We start from the raw sequence: 18,052 nt of genomic DNA, 5'->3' as shown, positions 1-18,052 counted from the left end.
AACTGATTTTGATAATTAGACGAAAAATAGATTCACTTTTCGGGATATACGAAAAATGGGCAAGCTGGAAGATATGGCGCTGCTGGTGGCAGTCGCCGAAGCGGGGGGACTCTCCGCCGCCGGCAGACGGTTGTCACTTTCGCCGGCCACCATGACGGCCCGCCTGAAGGCGATGGAAGAGCGTTACCAGACCCGCCTGTTCCATCGCTCCACGCGCGCTATCACCCTGACCAACGCGGGGGAAGATTTTTATCATGCCGCGCGGCGCGTACTGGAGGAGGCGCGCCACGCCGAGTCGTTGCTGACGCAAAAAGAGGGCGTCCTGAGCGGCGATATTCGCCTTTCCGCCCCCTCCGACTTTGGCCGACAATACCTTAGCCCGGCCATCGTCGACTTTACCCGCCGTCACCCGGAAGTGACCTTTTCCGTCTACTTAGGCGAGCGCGTGGAGGATCTGGTCGCCAACCGGCTGGATATGAGCATTCGCGTCGGTAATCTGCCGGACAGCAGCCTGGCCATCCGCCACATCCGTCCTAACCACCGGGTGCTGGTGGCCTCGACGGCTTACCTTGCCGCCCGTGGAACGCCGGCTTCGCCCGAGGCGCTGCATCATCACCGCTGCCTGGCGCTGGAGCGGCATGGTGTGGTGATGAACGAGTGGCGCTTTGAGGAGGCGGGAAAAGAGCAGATCATCCGGGTGACGCCGGCGATGGTCTGCGACGATGGGGCGCTGCTGCGGCAGTGGGCGCTCAGCGGGTCGGGGATCGCCGGTAAATCATGGTGGGATGTGAAGAGGGATGTCGAGGAGGGGCGGCTTCAGGTGCTGTTTGCCGATCGCTTCACCGGATTTAGCCCTTTAGACCGCAAGGAGGTTGGGCTGCAGTTTGTCTTTCCCCAGCGAAAGCTGCAACCGCCGCAGGTGTCGGCGTTTATGGCGTTTTTTATCGACTGGCTGGAGAAGTGACGGGCAGGCGGTTCGCCATGCTCAGGAGCGCAAAGGATGGCCCCCGGGTGTTAGACCAGCCTATAGAGTCTTGATCTCAAATATGATTAGATAGCTTTCACTTAAAACCAGTCAGTGGCTGCCATGAATCTCAGGGAAAAAATCATTAATGAATTCGGCGGGTTGTCGCCCGAGCTGCAACGCGCCGCCGAGTTCTCACTGCAAAATGCCAGTCAGCTGGTGGTGTTATCAATGCGTGCCTTCGCGGCGGAAGCCGGGGTAAAACCGGCGACGCTGCTGCGTCTGGCGCAGCGGCTGGGCTACCGCGGCTGGAGCGAGCTGAAAAGTGATTTCATTGACGATCTGGGGCTGCGCAATGATACATACGTATCAAAAGCGGAAAAAATGATGGCCCGCGGAACGCAAACGCAGCTGTATAAAGAGGTTTTTCAGGCGCATCAGGCGAATCTGACCTTTACGCAAAATGAAAATGCCCAGGAGATGGAGCAGGCGGTGACCTTGCTCGATAGCGCGGAGAATGTCTATATCTGCGGATTCCGCGCCAGCTTTCCGATCGCGTGGTCGCTGTTCTATGTCTATCGACTGTTTAACCGCCAGGTGTCATTGATCGATGGCCTGGCCAGCAATATCGAAGTTTTTACCCGCGAACTAACCGCCCGGGACTGCGTCTTACTCACCAGCTTTGCTCCCTATTCACGCGAATCACTGGATGTTTTACAGGCAGCCCGGCAGGCCGGGGCGAAGATCCTCGCCATTACCGACTCGCCGGTTTCCCCCTTAGCGCAGGCGGCAGACTGCACGCTGCTGTTCTCCATCGACAGTCCGTCATTTTTCCCTTCCGTGGTCTCCGGCATGGGCCTGGCGGAGTGCCTGCTGGCGATGCTGGTGGTGCGCCACGGTCGGGAGGCGGTGAGTAAAATTGAAAATGCCGAACGCTATCTTATTGAGTCTGGCGCCTACGTGATCCCCGGTAAGTCCTGATAAATGATTCAAATGTATCAATTATAAGAATAACGGATGCATTTATATCTTTAATTCGTTGACGTGATCCAAATGGATCCTGCAAGATACGCTCAATTCATGTAGCGGATTCAGGAGCAGAACCCAGTATGAGTCATGTCATTCACCGCAGCCTGCGTAGCACGCCGATGGTGGCTTCACGTGCGCAAGGGGCCTATATCTTTGATGCCCAGGGAAAACCGTATCTTGATGCCTGCGGCGGGGCGGCGGTTTCCTGCCTCGGACACGCGCATCCTGATGTGCTGGCGGCGATGCACCGCCAGATCGATCGGCTGGCCTATGCGCATACCAGCTTTTTCACCAGCGATGCCGTCGAGCAGCTTGCCGAACATCTCACCCGCACGGCGCCCGGCGAGCTTAACTACGCCTACTTTGTCTCGGGCGGTTCTGAGGCGGTAGAGACAGCGCTGAAGATGGCGCGGCAGTACTTTGTGGAGATCGGCCAGCCATCGCGCACCCGCTTTATCGCCCGTAAACAGAGCTATCACGGCAATACGCTGGGCGCGCTGGCGGTGGGGGGGAACGAATGGCGCCGTCGTCAGTTTGCTCCCTTATTAATGGATGTTATCCGCGTCTCCGCCTGCAATGAGTACCGCGATCGCCGGGCTGACGAGACCCAACAGCAATATACCGAGCGCCTGCTTAATGAGCTGGAGCAAGCCATCCTTGAGGCCGGCCCGGAAACGATCATCGGTTTCTGTGCCGAAACCGTGGTGGGGGCGACGACGGGAGCCACGCCGCCGACGCCGGGCTATCTGCAAGGGGTCCGCCGCCTGTGCGACAAATACGGCATCCTGTACATCGCGGATGAGGTGATGTGCGGTATGGGGCGGACCGGGACGCTGCATGCGTTTGAACAGGATGACGTGGTGCCCGATTTAGTGACCATCGCCAAAGGACTCGGCGGAGGCTATCAGCCGATTGGGGCGGTGCTGGCGAGTGAGACTATCGTCTCCGCGCTAAAGGCGGGCAGCGGGTTGTTCCAGCATGGTCACACTTACATTTGTCATGCCACCGCCGCGTCGGCAGCCCTGGCGGTGCAGCAAGTGATCGCGCGCGATAATTTGCTGGACGCCGTCAAACAGCAGGGCGCCTATCTGCACAAGGCGCTGCGCGAGGTGCTGGGGGAGTTACCGCATGTCGGTGATACGCGCGGACGCGGCCTGTTTGCGGGGGTCGAGCTGGTGCGTGATAAAGACGACAAAACGCCGTTCGATCCTTCCCTGAAGCTGCACGCTGCGATCAAAGCAAACTGCATGGCGCGTGGACTGATGGTCTATCCCATGGGCGGCACCATCGATGGCCAGTCTGGCGACCACATTCTGATTGCACCGCCGTTTATCATCACCCCGGCGCAGCTCGATTTTGTGGTCGATACCCTGAACTGCGTGATCCGCGAAGAGACGGGGAAATTATGAGCAATCGTTTACCGCCCCTGGCGGAACAGGAATGGGATGTTCAGCAGCGTCAGTTAGCGGAAGAGATTATCAACGGACCGCGCGGCGCCTTGCTGCCGCCCTTTGAACCGCTGCTGCGGAGCCCCGAGCTGATGGCCCATGCCCAGCGTATGGGGGAGTACCTGCGCTATCGCAGCGCGCTGGGCCAGCGTCTTTCTGAACTGGCGATTTTGCTGACCGCGCGGCACTGGTCGCAGCCGGTTGAGTGGGCGATCCATGCGCCGATAGCACGCGAGAAAGGGATCGCTGCCGCGGCGGTGCAGGCGATTAAGGAAAGGCGCCGGCCCGTGGATCTCCGGCCCGATGAGCAGACGGTCTATGACTTCTGTCAGCAGCTGCATCAACAGCAAAAGGTCAGCGATGAGACCTGGCAACAAGCCATTGAGTTATGGGGCGAGAAGGGCGTGGTGGATCTGATTGGAATAAACGGTTATTACAGTTTTCTCTCCATGGTGATGAACAGCGCCCAGACGCCAGCACCGGCTACCTCTGACTCTCTGTCTTCTGCATAAGTTATCATTTTTATTCGGGCGCATAAAACTGCGCCCGGTATATCAGCTCTTGTTATTGGTTCTTCCGGCGAGATATTTCGCAGGGTGACGTTCGTTGTAGGCTATTTCACTGACGCTGAGGGTAATTATGAGTGGATTATTTAAGAAATTAAAGCTGACGCTGGCATTAGTTATTTGTTCAGCCAGTTTTGTTACAGCAGCAGAAGATAAAATAACGGTGGGTGTCGATACTGCCTTTGTTCCATTTGAATTTAAACAAGGCGATAAATATGTCGGCTTTGATATCGATCTGTGGGACGCGATTGCGAAGAAAATGCATATCAGCTACGAATTAAGGCCGATGGATTTCGGCGGCCTGATCCCCGGTCTGCAGTCGCGTAATCTGGACGTGGCGATGGCGGGAATAACGATTACCGATGCGCGCAAGCAGGTCGTGGACTTCAGTGAAGGATATTATAATGCCGACCTGTTAATAGCCGTGAAAAGTACCGACAATTCCATTGTTAAATTCAGTGATTTGACCGGGAAAAAAGTCGGCCTTAAGCAGGGGACGGCGGCAGCCAGCTTTATGAAAAGCAAATATAAAGCGAATTATATCGAGTTCCCGAATATTGATAACGCTTACCTTGACCTGCAGGCCGGTAATCTCGATGCCGTCGTTCATGATTCGCCGAATGTCCTTTACTACGTGAAGACGGCGGGTAATGGCAAGGTCAAATCCACTGGTGAGACGGACAGCATTCTGCCACAGCAGTATGGCTTTGCGATGCAGAAAAACAGCAGCCTGACGCCAAAAGTCAACCAGGCCCTGCAGGCCCTGCGCGCCGATGGTACCTACGACAAGATTTACGTAAAGTGGTTTGCTAAACAGCCGAAATAACCCTGCCAGGTCGGAGCGATCCGACCTCATATTTTCTTTACGGGTAGAAGCATGAATTTTGACAGTCGCTATATTTGGGATGCATTGCCGCTGCTGATGCAAGGCTTGCAGCTGACGCTGATTATTTCGTTATCAGGTTTGTTAGGTGGATTAATCATTGGCTTGCTGGCCGGGACCTGCCGCGCATTAGGCGGGGCAATATCCAAAACGGTATCGCTGGTGTTTGTGGAATTAATCCGCGGGACGCCAATTATGGTGCAGGTGATGTTTATCTACTTCGCCCTGCCGATGGTGTTGCCGGTGCGTATTGACCCGGTTCCTGCCGCCATTATCACCATTGTGATTAACTCCGGGGCTTATATAGCGGAGATCACCCGGGGCGCGATTCTGTCGATCAATAAAGGATTTAAAGAAGCCAGCCTCGCGATGGGATTATCGCCGCGCAGCACCCTGTGGCATGTCATTATGCCGCTGGCTTTTCGGCGGATGATCCCGGCATTAGGCAATCAATGGATTATCAGTATTAAAGATACGTCGCTGTTTATTGTGATTGGCGTGGCAGAATTAACCCGTCAGGGACAAGAGATTATTGCCGGCAACTTTCGGGCGCTGGAGGTGTGGACGGCGGTGGCGATGATTTATCTGTTTTTGACATTGTGCCTGAGCTTCCTGCTAAAACAAGTTGAGAAAAGGATCCATATTTTATGAGCATGGTTGAATTTAGCGCGGTGGCGAAAAACTTCGGCGCCACTCAGGTGCTGCACGATATCAATTTAAAGATTGAAGCGGGCGAGGTGGTGGTGATCATCGGTCCTTCCGGCTCGGGAAAATCGACCCTGCTGCGTTGTATTAACAAACTGGAAGAGATCTCCTCGGGCACGCTGCTGGTGGCGGGCATGCATATTACGGATCCGCACGCGAATGAGTGTGATATTCGCCGCGAAGCCGGTATGGTGTTTCAACAGTTTCATTTGTTCCCGCATCTGACCGCCCTGGAGAATGTCATGTTCGGTCCGCTTCGCGTGCGCAAGCAGAGCAAGGCCCCAGCGCGGGAGCAGGCGCTGGCGTTGCTGGATCGCGTGGGGCTGCGTGAACGCGCTAACCACTATCCTGCCGAGCTCTCGGGCGGTCAGCAGCAGCGTGTGGCGATAGCTCGCGCCCTGGCGGTGAAACCCAAAATGATGTTATTTGATGAGCCAACATCCGCCCTTGATCCTGAACTGCGGCATGAGGTGTTAAAGGTCATGCGCTCGCTGGCCGACGAGGGCATGACGATGGTGATTGTGACCCATGAGATTGGCTTTGCCAGAGAGGTGGCTTCCCGGTTGATTTTTATTGATGGCGGCACTATTGCCGAAGATGGTTCACCTGAGGCGCTGCTCACGGCCAGCAGCAATCCGCGTCTGCAAGAGTTTTTGCAACACGTATCCTGAACATAAGTGAATAATGACAATATGAAAACAATCGCAATCCGAGGTTCCGCTTTTGCGGTCGGTCAGCAGCTTGGCGCGTTTGGTCGTGAGGCCTGGCAGACAAAAATCAGGCAAACGGCGCTGTGGCAAACGGTGGCCGCCCTGAAAACGACGGAACAGACCCAGCGCATGCGCGCAGCCGTGCAGGCTCAGTTCCCGCTGATCTGGCAGGAGCTGGAGGGCATGGCGGAGGGGCTGCAGGCGCCGGTGGATGAGGTGTTCGCCTGGAACTGTCGCGGCGATCTGGTACGTTCGACGTCGGATGGCTGCACCACCCTGGCGGGGAGAAGCGCAGAGGGCGAGTTGATCATTGCGCACAATGAAGACGGCTTCCCGCAGCTGCGTGAAGACTGCGCCATCGTCAGCATAACCCCGGACGTGGGCCTCGCCTTTACCAGCTTCGCCTATCCCGGCTCCCTGTGCGGACATACCTTCGCAGTGAATGAGAAGGGGATAGTCAATACGGTCAACAATATTCGCGCCGTGCATCGTCCGGACGGGATGCCGCGCCAGATTCTGGCCCGCGCCTCGCTGAACGCCACCACCTTAGAGGAAGCCGTCACTCTGCTGAGCGCCACGCCTCGCGCGGGCGCGTTTCACCACATCCTGGGCCAGATGGGCGATAGCCGTCTGTTTAGCGTGGAAGCCACCGGCTCCGGCAGCTCGGTGCTCGCGTTGTCCGCCACCAGCGGGCATGCCAACCATCTGATCCATCCCCAGCTTGCGGCTATTGAACAGATCGTGACCGGCAGCTCCGGCTCGCGCCAGCGGCGCCTGGACGCGTGGCTGGCGACGAACCCGCCGCTGGATGGCGTGACAGCGAAAGCGATGCTCTCCGACCAGCAGGATCCGTTGTTACCGATTTACCGGCTGTCTCCCGACGATCCGGATGAGGAAAATACGCTGGCGACGGCCATTTTTACCTTGAGCGCGACCCGCGTCGTGTGGCAGGTCTTCACGCTGGACCGTGAAAACGCGGTTTTACAGGGCAGCGTTTAGCGGCCCGAGGGCGCTTTCAGCAGAGCGATCAGCAGCGTACTGCCCACCATGATCCCCGCCGCCAGCCACACCATTCCCGACAGGCCAGCTGAGGCGATCAGCTGGCCGCCGACAAGCGCCCCGGTGCCGATGGCGGCATTAAAAATGGCCACGTAAATGGCTGACGCCGGCTGGGCGACCGCGCCCGCGCTGCGCAGTAGCCAGGTCTGTAAGCCGACGAACACAATCGCGATGCCGGCGCCCCACAGGGCTAACAGTAGCCCGCTAAAACAGAATGGCAGTGGCGCAAAACGGGCGTAGCCAAGGATCGCCAGCGCGCCCCCGCTCAGCAGCAGCGCAGCGAAAATCAGCCCCTTCAGATGACGATCGATGAGCTTCCCCGCGATAACGTTACCCAGCAGCCCGGAAACCCCTGACAGCAGCAGCAGGCCGGAGAGGGCGGTCGTCGGGACTCCCTGCAGATTTATCAGCAGCGGTTCAATGTAGGTGAAGGCGGCAAAGTGAGCGGTAATGATGCATGCCGTGGCGCCATACAGGCCACAGAGCAGCGGATTGCGGAAAATATCACGATAAACGCGCAGCCTGACGGGGGCTGGGGCGGCCAGCGCGGGCAGCGTCGAGCACAGCACCGCAGCGGCGATCAGTGACAGCAGGGCCATCGCCATAAACGCGTGTCGCCAGCCCGCCAGGGTGGCGATAAAGCTCGCCAGCGGCACCCCCACTACGCTTGCCGCCGACACGCCGCCAAAAATGATCGCCGTGGCCAGCCCCAGCCGGTGCGACGGCACCAGCTGGGCGGCGACGATGCCAATTAAGGCCCAGAAGGCGCCATGCGCCAGGGCGCCAATCATGCGGGCGCTCATCAGGGCGAACATCGAATAAGACCGGGTTGCCGCGAGGCAGGAAAGCGCGAGGATCAGCATCAGCCCGACCAGCAGCGCCTTGCGGGAAATACGCGCCGGCATTGCGCCGGAAAGCAGAGCCGCCAGGGCGCCCACCCAGCCATAGGCGGTGACGGCGAGACCCATGCCGGATTCAGTCTGGTGAAAATCCGCCGCCAGGGCGCTGAGCATGCCCACCGGCGCCAGTTCGCTGGTGACGATTGAAAAGGCGCAGATCCCGAGCGCAACGACGGCTATCCAGACGCGCGCCGGCGCCGGGTGGAGGGGTAAAGCAATCTCTTTCATATCAGGCGTATCCTTAGGAAAGGAGCGTTCCGCGCGGTACACGGACGTTCAGGTGAGGAGAGAGCAGGCGACCGGATGGCCTGGTTGTCTCCGCGAGTGGCGTGCAGTATCATCCCTGCGAAACTGATAAAAAATAGCGGAAAACGGAGAGTCGTTTTCCATAAATGGAAAACAGATGACCGCAGAATTTAACTGGGATGATGCGCGCATATTCCTCGCCATCGCCCGGGCGGGAACGCTGAGCGGCGCCGCCGACAAGATGAACATGGGGATAGCCACGGTCTCCCGCCGGCTGGATCGGCTGGAGCAGGCGTTGAACGTTCCGCTCTTCAGCCGCCATCAGAGCGGCTATCGCCTGACCGATGATGGCGAAGCCCTGCTCGCGCGGGCCGAGGCGCTGGAATACGCAGGCCTGGCGTTTGGCGAAGCGGCGCAACTGCAGGGGCATGTCGCCGGGGTTGTCCGCCTGGCCACCTCGGATAACCTGGCCACGCATTTTATTCTGCCCTCCCTGAAAGGGCTCCTGGACCATTATCCCGAGCTGCGGGTGGAGGTGCTGAGCGGCGTGCAGCCGGTGAACCTGCACCGTCGGGATGCCGATCTGGCGATCCGCATGGTCAAGCCTGAGGCCGGGCATTTGACGTTAAAGCGACTGGGGACGGTGGGGTTTGGCGTCTATGGCGCCGCCGGCTATCTGGCCGGTGCGGACGGCCTGTCGCTGAGCGAGGCGGACTTTGTGGGGTGGCCGGAAACTCACCAGCACCTGCCGGCCGCCCAATGGATCGCGCGCACCCTGCGCGGCCGGCCGTGTAAAGTCGAAGCCAATACGCTCGTGGCCCAGGTTTCCGCGGTATCCGCGGGCCTCGGACTGGGCGTTCTGCCGCACTTTATGGCACGGGCCAGCGGCCTGCAGTGCCTGCAGCCGGAGATCGGCGCGGATCAGACTCTCTGGCTGGTGATGCATTCCGACCTGGCCGGGTCCAGACGCGTGCGGGTTATCGCCGACCATCTCATCACCCTCTTTGCGGCCCATCAAGATCGGCTGGCGATGCCCTGAAGGGGCGTGTAGCGATACGACTGCCCGAGGCTGACGAGCCACGATTTTTTCCGCGCCAGCTAACAGCGATACTCGCCGCGCAATATTCGGCCCAATGCTGCTCCGCAGTCGAAAATCGTGCAGAGTGAGAGGATATCCCCGTCCGGCAAAATAATTTAGTGTTGTGGCCAGCGCCGCATTGTCGCGCTCCCCCAGAAATGCCTGTCGATGTTAGGGTGAGACGTTTATCACCACAGGAGAACGCAAATGATTGTCAGGACCTGGCACGGCTGTGTGCCATTGCAGCATGCTGAGGGGTTTGCCCGCCACCTCGAGCGGACCGGCGTAGAACACGCTCAGAGCATCGCCGGCAATAGAGGCGCCCTGGTGCGCCGGGAAAATCAGGGCGAATGGGCGCATTTCTTTCTCGCCACCTACTGGTAGGATCTCGCGGCGGTCAAAGCCTTCGCAGGCGAAGACTATCACGTCGCGGTCACCTATCCGGACGATGAAGTATTCGAACTCCTCTCCGACCCCTACGTGTTTCAGCATGAAGTTGAGGCCGTGTCGCCGCTGTAGACTGATGACCGGGCAGGTGGAAGATCGGCCAGCAACAGACGGTTGCTGGCCGCGTGAGATCGACTGACGTCACCGGTTAATTAACCCTGGACCGCTCAACTGCGCCAGCGTTTAACAGGTCGGGCTATGTCGAAACCGCCGATGCTCAGACGGCAAACGGCGTCAGGCGCATCAGCGGAAATCGTTTATTGTTACGTTAAGAGGTATCCTGCCTGTTCTGCGAAACGGCAAAGAGGATGTCATAAGATGCTGGCTTATATCACGATAGGTACCAATGATTTTCAGCGCTCAGTAGATTTTTATGACGCTATTTTTAATGTTCTTGGCTACTCACGTCTGCCGGCCTGGACAGAAAGCTGGGCAATGTGGGGAGATAAAAATAATCCGGATAAGGCGTTCAGCTTTTGTATTTGCCCTCCTTTTGACGGACATTCCGCAACGGCGGGAAACGGGACAATGTTTGCATTCCAGGCTGATAACGCAGAGATTGTCAGACAGTTCCATGCCGCAGGCCTTCTTGCAGGAGGGCAAAATGAAGGCGCACCGGGCACACGCCCCGCCTATGGCCCCGACTTTTATGTGGCCTACCTGCGCGATCCTGACGGGAATAAGCTGGCATGCGTTTGTCAGCATTATTCTCCCGCAACTGATAAGTTCGTCAACCAGAAACAGGCGCTTCGCATATAGCATCTTACGGTTTTGCGCGTTTACAGCCCCTGACGTGAAATAGGGCGTTCCGGCGACAGCTGGCGCGGTCGGCTACAGGCCAGGAACCAACATCTATCTTGTATGGGCAGACAGCCACCGTTGGGTGAACGTGGAATGACTGCACACTCAGCGCTTGAGGGCGGCAACAATGGAAGCCTCCATTTTCTCCGGTGTCGTGAACGGCGCAAAACGCGTGAGGGGTGTGCCGTCGCGACCGATGAGGAACTTGGTGAAATTCCACTTGATCCGTCCGCCGAGCACGCCGGGCAACGCTTGTTTCAGATAACGAAACAGCGGGTGTGCAGCGGGGCCGTTGACGTCCACTTTCGCAAACATCGGGAAGCTCACGCCGTAGTTAACGTGACAGGTCTGCTCGATTTCATCCGCACCGCCGGGTTCCTGCTTGCCAAACTGGTTGCACGGAAAACCAAGCACCACCAGCCCCTGAGCCGCGTACTTTTTGTAGAGCGCTTCCAGGCCAGCATACTGTGACGTGAAGCCACAATGGCTGGCCGTATTCACCACCAGAACCACCTTGCCAGCATAGTCAGCCATGGAGAGAGGTTGGCCGCGCAGGCGGGTGGCGGTCAATTGATAAAAAGGGGTCATAGCAGGCTCCTGAGAGTGGAAACAGTGCAACGCTGACGATCGCGTGAATGTTTGAAGCAGATTAGGCAGTTATAATACACAGGGTTAGGGATTTGTACCTGGAATGTACAACATGGGGGAAAGAAGCATTTTGCGATGAGGCAGCTGCATCTATTCTGCACAAAAAATGAGCGTATTGATTAATAGAGAAATAAAAGCATTTAAAAAATAAATCAGCCAGCAGGTGACGCTAACTGGCTGATTTTATTTAACTACGCTTCACTTTTAGAGGACTGCTTGTGAAACAGTTCGCGGAATACCGGGTAGATATCCTCCTGGTCGCGAATATGCTGCATGGCGAAATTATCAAAGGTCGCCTGCAGGTGTTCATACTCGCGCCACAGGGTCTGGTGCGCCCGGCGGGTAATTTCGATATAGCTGTAATAACGCACCACCGGCAGAATTTTCTTCGCCAGCAGTTCGTGGCACAGTGGGGAGTCATCGGCCCAGTTGTCGCCATCCGACGCCTGGGCGGCGTAGATGTTCCACTGCGCCGGGTCATAACGCGCCTGCACCACCTCATCCATCAGCTTGAGGGCGCTGGAAACGATGGTGCCGCCGGTTTCCTGAGAATAGAAGAATTCGTGTTCATCCACCTCTTTCGCCTGGGTGTGGTGGCGGATATAGACCACATCGACGTTTTTATAGGTCCGGCTGAGAAACAAATACAGTAGGATATAAAAGCGCTTGGCCATGTCTTTGGTGGCCTGGTCCATCGAGCCTGAGACGTCCATCAGGCAGAACATTACCGCCTGGCTGGAGGGCTCTGGCCGTTTTTCATAATTTTTGTAGCGTAAGTCAAAGGTGTCGATAAACGGCACCCGTTCAATTTTAGCCCGCAGTTCGGCAATCTCTTTGCGCAGGCGCTCCTCCTCCAGCAGCTGCACCGGCTCGCTGCGGCTGATGGTCTCCAGATCCTCCTCCAGAGCGCGTAGTTCACGGCGCTTGCCGGCGGTCATCGCCGTCCGGCGGGCCAGCGAGTTCTGCAGCGAACGCACCACGCTGATGTTGGCCGGCACCCCGTTAGAGGTAAAACCCGCGCGATGGGTTTTAAACTCGTTTAGCTGCCGGTGCTGATTTTTCTTCAGGTTCGGCAGGGCGAGATCTTCAAACAGAAGATCCAGGTACTCATCTTTTGAAATCTGGAAGACAAACTCATCCTTCCCTTCGCCATCGGCGCTGGCTTGCCCCTGACCGCTGCCACCGCCGCCGCCGCCCCCTTGCGGGCGTTCGATCCGATCGTTTTGCACGAAATGGTCATTACCCGGGTGGACGCGGTTGCGTAGTCCGCCGCGACCCTGATGAAACATCGGCTCGTTGATATCGTCCGTCGGGATCGAGACGGATTCTCCGCTCTCAATATCGGTCACCGAGCGCTTGTTGATGGCCTCGGAGATTGATTGTTTAATCTGCGCCTTATAACGGCGCAAAAAGCGCTGACGATTGACGGCGCTTTTGTTTTTCCCGTTCAGGCGTCGGTCTATGAACCAGGTCATATGCCCTCCTGTACTGCATTAGCCAACTTTACTTATCATCATTCAGCTGCAGTTGACCCGGCGGCGCACCGCCGGGCTGGACGCATCAGGACGATTTACGAACCCGCAGGTACCACTCGCACAGCAGGCGAACCTGTTTGCGGGTGTAGCCTTTCTCCATCATGCGGTCGACAAAGTCGTCGTGTTTTTTCTGCTCATCGGTTGAGGTTTTGGCGTTAAACGAAATGACCGGCAACAGCTCTTCGGTATTGGAGAACATTTTCTTCTCAATAACCGTGCGCAGTTTCTCATAGCTGGTCCAGTTCGGATTACGTCCGCTGTTGTTGGCTCTGGCGCGCAGCACAAAGTTGACGATTTCATTACGGAAGTCTTTCGGGTTGCTGATCCCGGCCGGCTTCTCAATTTTCTCCAGCTCGGCATTCAATGATTCACGGTCAAACAGCTGGCCGGTGTCCGGATCGCGGTATTCCTGATCCTGGATCCAGAAGTCAGCGTAGGTGACATAGCGATCGAAAATGTTCTGCCCATACTCGGAGTAGGATTCCAGATAGGCAGTCTGGATCTCTTTGCCGATAAACTCGGCGTATTTCGGGATCAGATAGCCTTTGAGGAACTCCAGATAGCGCTCGGCCTGCTCCTGCGGGAACTGTTCGCGCTCAATCTGCTGCTCCAGGACATAGAACAGATGCACCGGGTTGGCCGCCACTTCAACATGGTCGAAGTTAAACACCCTTGAGAGGATCTTAAAGGCGAAGCGGGTGGAGAGCCCGTTCATCCCTTCATCCACCCCGGCGTAGTCGCGATACTCCTGATAGGATTTCGCTTTCGGGTCGGTATCTTTCAGGCTCTCGCCGTCATAGACCCGCATTTTCGAGTAGATGCTCGAGTTTTCCGGCTCTTTCAGGCGCGACAGAATCGAGAAGCGCGCCAGCGTTTCCAGAGTGCCCGGAGCGCATGGCGCATGAGTCAACTCGCTGCTGTTGAGCAGTTTTTCATAGATACGGATCTCTTCGGAGATCCGCAGGCAATAAGGCACTTTGACGATATAGACGCGGTCGAGGAAGGCCTCATTGTTTTTGTTATTACGGAAGGTCACCCATTCCGATTCGTTGGAGTGGGCAAGGATGATCCCGTTAAACGGCAGGGCGGAGATCCCTTCGGTCCCGTTGTAGTTACCTTCCTGAGTCGCGGTCAGCAGCGGATGCAGCACCTTGATCGGCGCTTTAAACATCTCGACGAACTCCATGATCCCCTGGTTGGCGCGGCACAGCGCACCGGAGTAGCCGTAGGCGTCCGGGTCGTTCTGCGCATAGTGTTCCAGCTTGCGAATATCCACTTTACCCACCAGCGCCGAAATATCCTGGTTGTTTTCATCGCCCGGTTCGGTTTTGGCGATGGCGACCTGTTCGAGAATCGATGGCCAGACTTTGACCACGCGGAATTTCGTGATATCGCCGCCAAACTCATGCAGGCGTTTGGCCGCCCATGGCGACATAATAGTGCCGAGATAGCGGGTAGGGACGCCATACTCTTTCTGAAGGATCTGCGCATCCTCCTGCGGATTGAACAGGCACAGCGGGTGATCGTTAACCGGGCTGCGCTCGCCGTTGGCGCTCAGCACATAGATAGGCACGCGCTGCATCAGGGCTTTCAGCCGTTCAGCCAGCGATGATTTACCCCCGCCCACCGGTCCCAGCAGATAGAGGATCTGTTTCTTCTCTTCCAGCCCCTGGGCGGCATGCTTGAGGTAGGAAACGATCTGCTCAATGGCGTCTTCCATACCGTAAAACTCTTCAAACGCCGGATAGCGTGCGATAACCCGGTTTGAAAAGAGACGGGATAGCCGCGGCTCGAGAGCCGTATCAACCATGACGGGTTCACCAATGGCCATCAACAGACGTTCTGCCGCATTGGCATAGGCACTGCGATCTTGCCGGCAGATGGTAAGAAACTCCTGCAGTGTGAACTCTTCGTCCTTGGCAGCTTCATAGCGCTGGCGATAGTGATCGAATATATTCATGGCATGCCGTCCTTTCGTTTTTTAGCACAGGTTGAGAGCCGTTCATATGAATAGTGGGGGCCCCCGGAAGACATAAGCTGAACATCGCTCTCCTGGTATCCAGCAACCCTTATGCCAGGTTGCGGGTGGGGTAGCGTGAATGTGCCCTGCAATTACACCTTCTAAATTTAAGCGTAGATGCATTTAGAAATCTTGCATGACGCAGAAAATCAATTTCAATGACATATCAATAACTCATCCTGAAAAAGACGCTTTTTGCTTCGCCGGGACGTGAAGCTGTCATCGGGCTGTCACCAGATGGTAAGAGAAGGGTGGGAAAGTGAACGATTTGTGTCATATCGGGTAAAGAATTTGAGGCATGAGACCTACGACGGTAAACTGCACGGGCTGATTATTTGACAACGGGAATATGGATTGTGACTAAAATCAAACTTCTGGCACTCGGCGTGCTGATTGCGACCTCCGCCAGCGCGGCGCATGCCGATGGGAAGTTCACGCTTGGCGCTGGCGTCGGCATCGTTGAGCATCCGTACAAGCAGTATGATGCGGATGTGTATCCGGTGCCGGTCATTAGTTATGAGAGCGATAACTTCTGGTTCCACGGTCTGGGTGGGGGTTACTACCTGTGGAATGACACCAATGATAAGCTGTCGATAACGGCTTACTGGTCGCCGATGTACTTCAAGCCGGGCGACAGCGATAGCGAACAAATGCGTCGCCTGGATAAACGTAAATCAACCGTGATGGCCGGTCTTTCTTATGTCCACAACACGCCCTATGGTTTCCTGCGCACGACGATTGCCGGCGATACGCTGGATAACAGCAACGGCATCAACTGGGATCTCGCCTGGCTGTACCGCTACACCAACGGGAACCTGACGCTGACGCCGGGCATCGGCGTGGAGTGGAACAGCGACAATCAGAACGAATACTATTATGGCGTCTCGCAGCATGAGTCCCGTCGCAGCGGCATGCGCAGCTACGATCCGGACAGCAGCTGGAACCCGTATCTGGAGCTGTCGGCCAACTATCGCTTCCTCGGCGACTGGAGCGTATACGGTATTGCGCGCTACACCCGTCTGTCGGATGAAATTACCGATAGTCCGATGGTGGACAAATCCTGGAGCGGTCTGATCTCAACCGGGATCACTTACACCTTCTGATTGTGCATTATTACAGTGCGCTTTATGCATCAAAACAGGGCTTCGTGCCCTGTTTTGCTTTATGGTGGTGCAGGGCGCTAAGGAGGAGACGATGGTGAAAAAAACAGTATGCTTTGGCGAGCAGGCGGCAGTTCCGGCCATCGGGCTGGGGACCTGGTATATGGGCGAGAACGCGGCGCAGCGTCAGCAGGAGGTGGCTGCACTGCGCGCGGGCATCGACCATGGCCTGACGGTAATCGATACCGCTGAGATGTATGCCGACGGCGGGGCGGAGGAGGTGGTGGGCCAGGCGGTCCGCGGCCTGCGCGACCGGGTGGTGCTGGTCTCCAAAGTCTATCCCTGGCACGCCGGCGGCGCGGCGATGCGCCGCGCCTGTGAAAACAGTCTGCGCCGGCTGCAGACCGACTATCTGGATATGTATCTCCTGCACTGGCGGGGCGATATCCCGCTAGAGGAGACGGTCGAGGCGATGGAAAGGCTGGTGGCCGAGGGTAAAATCCGCCGCTGGGGCGTCTCCAATCTGGACACCGACGATATGCAGGCGCTGTGGCGCACGGCGGGTGGCGAACGCTGCGCCACCAATCAGGTGCTCTATCATCTCGCGTCGCGGGGCATTGAATACGATCTCCTGCCCTGGTGCCAGCAGCACACCCTGCCGGTGATGGCCTATTGTCCGCTGGCGCAGGCGGGGCGCTTACGCGATGGACTTTTTCAGCATACCGATATCATCAAAATGGCTAACGAGCGGGGCGTGACGGTGGCGCAGCTGCTGCTGGCCTGGGTGATTCGTCATCCGGGAATGCTGGCGATCCCGAAAGCGGCCAGTATTGAACATGTGGTGCAGAATGCCGCCGCGCTTGATCTCGTTCTCAGCCCGCAAGAGCTTGCGCAGCTGGACCGCCTCTATCCACCGCCGCCGCGGAAAACGCGGTTGGATATGGTTTAACCCACAGCGCATCCTGGTGGAGAAGAGAAAAAGCCCCGTGATAAACGGGGCTTTTTGCGCTTAGCGTTTTTTCACGCTGATGGTTTGCGCCAGGCGAGACGGGGTCTCTTCACTGGCTTTCTGCGGCTGGGTCACGCAGCAGGTTTCGACGCACACGAAGGTTTTGTAGCCATCGTCCGGCATGTCGCCCATGCTGACGGACAGCGCCGGGCCCGGGTTCCAGGCCACCACGTTGTGCTGATGATGATGCACCACGTCGATAGTGCGACTGAGCGCGTCGTCGTGGATCACGCTGCAGCCTTCGGCGTCGAGATAGACGCGGTCGGTACGATCCGGGAAGGTCTGCACGCCGTTGCTCAGAACGCCTTCTTCGGCATTTTTCACTTTATCGATATAGCGCTCGCCAAGACCGCTCACTTTCACCGCCGCGATATCGCCGACGTTGAAGTAGCTGTGCAGGGCAGAGGTGGTCTCAAATTCGCCGTGGGCTTCCAGCTCGATTTCGCAGGTCTTGCCCAGCTTGAAGCGGGCATAGAGGGTGAACTCATGCGGCCACAGCTTCATGGTTTCGGCGCTGTTCTGCAGCGCAAAGGTCAACATCACGCCGCCGTCGTCTTCATCATGGCCTTCCAGGGTCCACGGCAGGTTGCGGGCAAAGCCGTGCGACGGCAGGCCCTGCTGCGCCGATGGGCCAAACCAGGGCCAGCAAATCGGCACGCCGCCGCGCAGGGCGACGCCCTGTTTAAACGGGGTGTTGTTACTCAGCCACAGGACTTCTTCTTCACCGGCGGGTTTCCAGGAGAGCAGATGCGCCCCCTGCAGCGCCACAGAGGCTTTCACCTGCGGATGGTCGATGACAATCAGCTCCAGGTCGTCCAGCTGGCGACGGGAGATAACGGGCGAAATGGTTTCATTCACCGGGAGAGCAAAAATTTTATTTATCATTGTGCAATCCTATCTCTGCA

At 57.2% G+C, this 18,052-nt stretch carries 18 protein-coding genes and 1 pseudogene; 13 read left to right on the top strand and 6 right to left on the bottom strand.

Annotation, left to right across the window (positions count from 1 at the left end; all coding sequences use genetic code 11):
• The first annotated feature begins 55 nt into the window (after nucleotides 1-55).
• The 8 genes from ACQUTI_RS08245 (at nucleotide 56) to ACQUTI_RS08210 (ending at nucleotide 7,304) form a co-directional block, all read left to right on the top strand.
• Complete coding sequence (locus tag ACQUTI_RS08245) at nucleotides 56-964, top strand: LysR family transcriptional regulator (RefSeq protein ID WP_004203758.1); 909 nt, start codon at nucleotides 56-58, stop codon at nucleotides 962-964.
• A gap of 123 nt (nucleotides 965-1,087) precedes the next feature.
• Nucleotides 1,088-1,945 carry a MurR/RpiR family transcriptional regulator gene (locus ACQUTI_RS08240; protein ID WP_004203760.1) on the top strand — a complete coding sequence of 286 codons (858 nt, stop codon included), beginning with the start codon at nucleotides 1,088-1,090 and terminating at the stop codon, nucleotides 1,943-1,945.
• Between the two features lie 128 nt (nucleotides 1,946-2,073).
• Nucleotides 2,074-3,402: an aspartate aminotransferase family protein gene (locus ACQUTI_RS08235; protein ID WP_017898604.1), complete on the top strand. Its 1,329-nt coding sequence runs from the start codon at nucleotides 2,074-2,076 to the stop codon at nucleotides 3,400-3,402.
• Entirely contained in the window at nucleotides 3,399-3,953 is a 555-nt protein-coding gene (locus ACQUTI_RS08230; RefSeq protein WP_017898603.1) for a carboxymuconolactone decarboxylase family protein, read from the top strand. The genes ACQUTI_RS08235 and ACQUTI_RS08230 overlap by 4 nt, the downstream gene beginning before the upstream one ends.
• A gap of 127 nt (nucleotides 3,954-4,080) precedes the next feature.
• On the top strand, nucleotides 4,081-4,833 hold the full coding sequence (gene glnH / locus ACQUTI_RS08225; RefSeq protein WP_017898602.1) for a glutamine ABC transporter substrate-binding protein GlnH: 753 nt from the start codon (nucleotides 4,081-4,083) through the stop codon (nucleotides 4,831-4,833).
• Nucleotides 4,834-4,884: 51 nt separating this feature from the next.
• Nucleotides 4,885-5,541, top strand: coding sequence for a glutamine ABC transporter permease GlnP (gene glnP, locus ACQUTI_RS08220; protein ID WP_062913803.1), 657 nt, complete (start codon nucleotides 4,885-4,887; stop codon nucleotides 5,539-5,541).
• Between the two features lie 2 nt (nucleotides 5,542-5,543).
• Nucleotides 5,544-6,266, top strand: coding sequence for a glutamine ABC transporter ATP-binding protein GlnQ (gene glnQ, locus ACQUTI_RS08215; RefSeq protein WP_428923281.1), 723 nt, complete (start codon nucleotides 5,544-5,546; stop codon nucleotides 6,264-6,266).
• 21 nt (nucleotides 6,267-6,287) lie between these two features.
• The gene (locus ACQUTI_RS08210) at nucleotides 6,288-7,304 is read left to right on the top strand and encodes a C45 family autoproteolytic acyltransferase/hydolase (protein WP_135715769.1); all 1,017 of its coding nucleotides are present in this window, start codon (nucleotides 6,288-6,290) and stop codon (nucleotides 7,302-7,304) included.
• On the opposite strand, the gene ACQUTI_RS08205 is transcribed toward ACQUTI_RS08210, so the two are convergent.
• Nucleotides 7,301-8,491 (bottom strand): MFS transporter, encoded by a 1,191-nt coding sequence (locus tag ACQUTI_RS08205; protein WP_254465557.1) that lies wholly within the window; start codon nucleotides 8,489-8,491, stop codon nucleotides 7,301-7,303. The two genes, ACQUTI_RS08210 and ACQUTI_RS08205, sit on opposite strands and share 4 nt — an antisense overlap.
• A 175-nt stretch (nucleotides 8,492-8,666) precedes the next feature.
• On the opposite strand from ACQUTI_RS08205, the gene ACQUTI_RS08200 reads away from it, so the two are divergent.
• The gene (locus tag ACQUTI_RS08200; RefSeq protein WP_017898598.1) at nucleotides 8,667-9,548 is read left to right on the top strand and encodes a LysR family transcriptional regulator; all 882 of its coding nucleotides are present in this window, start codon (nucleotides 8,667-8,669) and stop codon (nucleotides 9,546-9,548) included.
• 59 nt (nucleotides 9,549-9,607) lie between these two features.
• Here the strand turns inward: ACQUTI_RS08200 and ACQUTI_RS08195 are convergent, their stop codons facing one another.
• Nucleotides 9,608-9,703, bottom strand: coding sequence for a hypothetical protein (locus ACQUTI_RS08195; protein WP_226549950.1), 96 nt, complete (start codon nucleotides 9,701-9,703; stop codon nucleotides 9,608-9,610).
• Between the two features lie 91 nt (nucleotides 9,704-9,794).
• Between ACQUTI_RS08195 and ACQUTI_RS08190 the strand changes: the two are divergent.
• Together ACQUTI_RS08190 and ACQUTI_RS08185 are read left to right on the top strand one after the other, a co-directional pair.
• Nucleotides 9,795-10,106: pseudogene (locus ACQUTI_RS08190) on the top strand (hypothetical protein).
• Nucleotides 10,107-10,352: 246 nt separating this feature from the next.
• Entirely contained in the window at nucleotides 10,353-10,793 is a 441-nt protein-coding gene (locus ACQUTI_RS08185) for a VOC family protein (RefSeq protein ID WP_048294513.1), read from the top strand.
• 147 nt (nucleotides 10,794-10,940) lie between these two features.
• Here the strand turns inward: ACQUTI_RS08185 and ACQUTI_RS08180 are convergent, their stop codons facing one another.
• The 3 genes from ACQUTI_RS08180 to yeaG form a co-directional block, all read right to left on the bottom strand.
• The gene (locus tag ACQUTI_RS08180) at nucleotides 10,941-11,423 is read right to left on the bottom strand and encodes a glutathione peroxidase (RefSeq protein WP_004203776.1); all 483 of its coding nucleotides are present in this window, start codon (nucleotides 11,421-11,423) and stop codon (nucleotides 10,941-10,943) included.
• Between the two features lie 251 nt (nucleotides 11,424-11,674).
• Nucleotides 11,675-12,958, bottom strand: coding sequence for a YeaH/YhbH family protein (locus ACQUTI_RS08175; protein WP_049115129.1), 1,284 nt, complete (start codon nucleotides 12,956-12,958; stop codon nucleotides 11,675-11,677).
• A gap of 85 nt (nucleotides 12,959-13,043) precedes the next feature.
• A complete protein-coding gene (gene yeaG / locus ACQUTI_RS08170; RefSeq protein ID WP_004203779.1) occupies nucleotides 13,044-14,978 on the bottom strand; it encodes a protein kinase YeaG in 1,935 nt (644 codons plus the stop codon).
• A 416-nt stretch (nucleotides 14,979-15,394) separates the two neighbouring features.
• Between yeaG and ACQUTI_RS08165 the strand changes: the two genes are divergently transcribed.
• Together ACQUTI_RS08165 and ACQUTI_RS08160 are read left to right on the top strand one after the other, a co-directional pair.
• Nucleotides 15,395-16,141 carry a MipA/OmpV family protein gene (locus tag ACQUTI_RS08165; RefSeq protein ID WP_004203780.1) on the top strand — a complete coding sequence of 249 codons (747 nt, stop codon included), beginning with the start codon at nucleotides 15,395-15,397 and terminating at the stop codon, nucleotides 16,139-16,141.
• Between the two features lie 91 nt (nucleotides 16,142-16,232).
• The gene (locus ACQUTI_RS08160; RefSeq protein WP_023317989.1) at nucleotides 16,233-17,087 is read left to right on the top strand and encodes an aldo/keto reductase; all 855 of its coding nucleotides are present in this window, start codon (nucleotides 16,233-16,235) and stop codon (nucleotides 17,085-17,087) included.
• Between the two features lie 60 nt (nucleotides 17,088-17,147).
• Here the strand turns inward: ACQUTI_RS08160 and ACQUTI_RS08155 are convergent, their stop codons facing one another.
• Nucleotides 17,148-18,032, bottom strand: coding sequence for a D-hexose-6-phosphate mutarotase (locus ACQUTI_RS08155; RefSeq protein ID WP_004203783.1), 885 nt, complete (start codon nucleotides 18,030-18,032; stop codon nucleotides 17,148-17,150).
• Nucleotides 18,033-18,052: the final 20 nt, after the last annotated feature.

Origin of the sequence: Klebsiella sp. 7-CIP_Kleb. (genome assembly GCF_050378655.1) — a bacterium.
GTDB classification, from domain to species: Bacteria; Pseudomonadota; Gammaproteobacteria; order Enterobacterales; family Enterobacteriaceae; genus Klebsiella; species Klebsiella quasipneumoniae.
This window is presented reverse-complemented; position numbering and strand designations above follow the sequence as displayed.

Excerpts from the sequence above, each read along its gene's own strand:
- ACQUTI_RS08245 (WP_004203758.1), top strand. The coding sequence starts at position 56 with ATGGGCAAGCTGGAAGATATGGCGCTGCTGGTGGCAGTCGCCGAAGCG.
- ACQUTI_RS08240 (WP_004203760.1), top strand. The coding sequence starts at position 1,088 with ATGAATCTCAGGGAAAAAATCATTAATGAATTCGGCGGGTTGTCGCCC.
- ACQUTI_RS08235 (WP_017898604.1), top strand. The coding sequence starts at position 2,074 with ATGAGTCATGTCATTCACCGCAGCCTGCGTAGCACGCCGATGGTGGCT.
- ACQUTI_RS08230 (WP_017898603.1), top strand. The coding sequence starts at position 3,399 with ATGAGCAATCGTTTACCGCCCCTGGCGGAACAGGAATGGGATGTTCAG.
- glnH (WP_017898602.1), top strand. The coding sequence starts at position 4,081 with ATGAGTGGATTATTTAAGAAATTAAAGCTGACGCTGGCATTAGTTATT.
- glnP (WP_062913803.1), top strand. The coding sequence starts at position 4,885 with ATGAATTTTGACAGTCGCTATATTTGGGATGCATTGCCGCTGCTGATG.
- glnQ (WP_428923281.1), top strand. The coding sequence starts at position 5,544 with ATGGTTGAATTTAGCGCGGTGGCGAAAAACTTCGGCGCCACTCAGGTG.
- ACQUTI_RS08210 (WP_135715769.1), top strand. The coding sequence starts at position 6,288 with ATGAAAACAATCGCAATCCGAGGTTCCGCTTTTGCGGTCGGTCAGCAG.
- ACQUTI_RS08205 (WP_254465557.1), bottom strand. The coding sequence starts at position 8,491 with ATGAAAGAGATTGCTTTACCCCTCCACCCGGCGCCGGCGCGCGTCTGG.
- ACQUTI_RS08200 (WP_017898598.1), top strand. The coding sequence starts at position 8,667 with ATGACCGCAGAATTTAACTGGGATGATGCGCGCATATTCCTCGCCATC.
- ACQUTI_RS08185 (WP_048294513.1), top strand. The coding sequence starts at position 10,353 with ATGCTGGCTTATATCACGATAGGTACCAATGATTTTCAGCGCTCAGTA.
- ACQUTI_RS08180 (WP_004203776.1), bottom strand. The coding sequence starts at position 11,423 with ATGACCCCTTTTTATCAATTGACCGCCACCCGCCTGCGCGGCCAACCT.
- ACQUTI_RS08175 (WP_049115129.1), bottom strand. The coding sequence starts at position 12,958 with ATGACCTGGTTCATAGACCGACGCCTGAACGGGAAAAACAAAAGCGCC.
- yeaG (WP_004203779.1), bottom strand. The coding sequence starts at position 14,978 with ATGAATATATTCGATCACTATCGCCAGCGCTATGAAGCTGCCAAGGAC.
- ACQUTI_RS08160 (WP_023317989.1), top strand. The coding sequence starts at position 16,233 with ATGGTGAAAAAAACAGTATGCTTTGGCGAGCAGGCGGCAGTTCCGGCC.
- ACQUTI_RS08155 (WP_004203783.1), bottom strand. The coding sequence starts at position 18,032 with ATGATAAATAAAATTTTTGCTCTCCCGGTGAATGAAACCATTTCGCCC.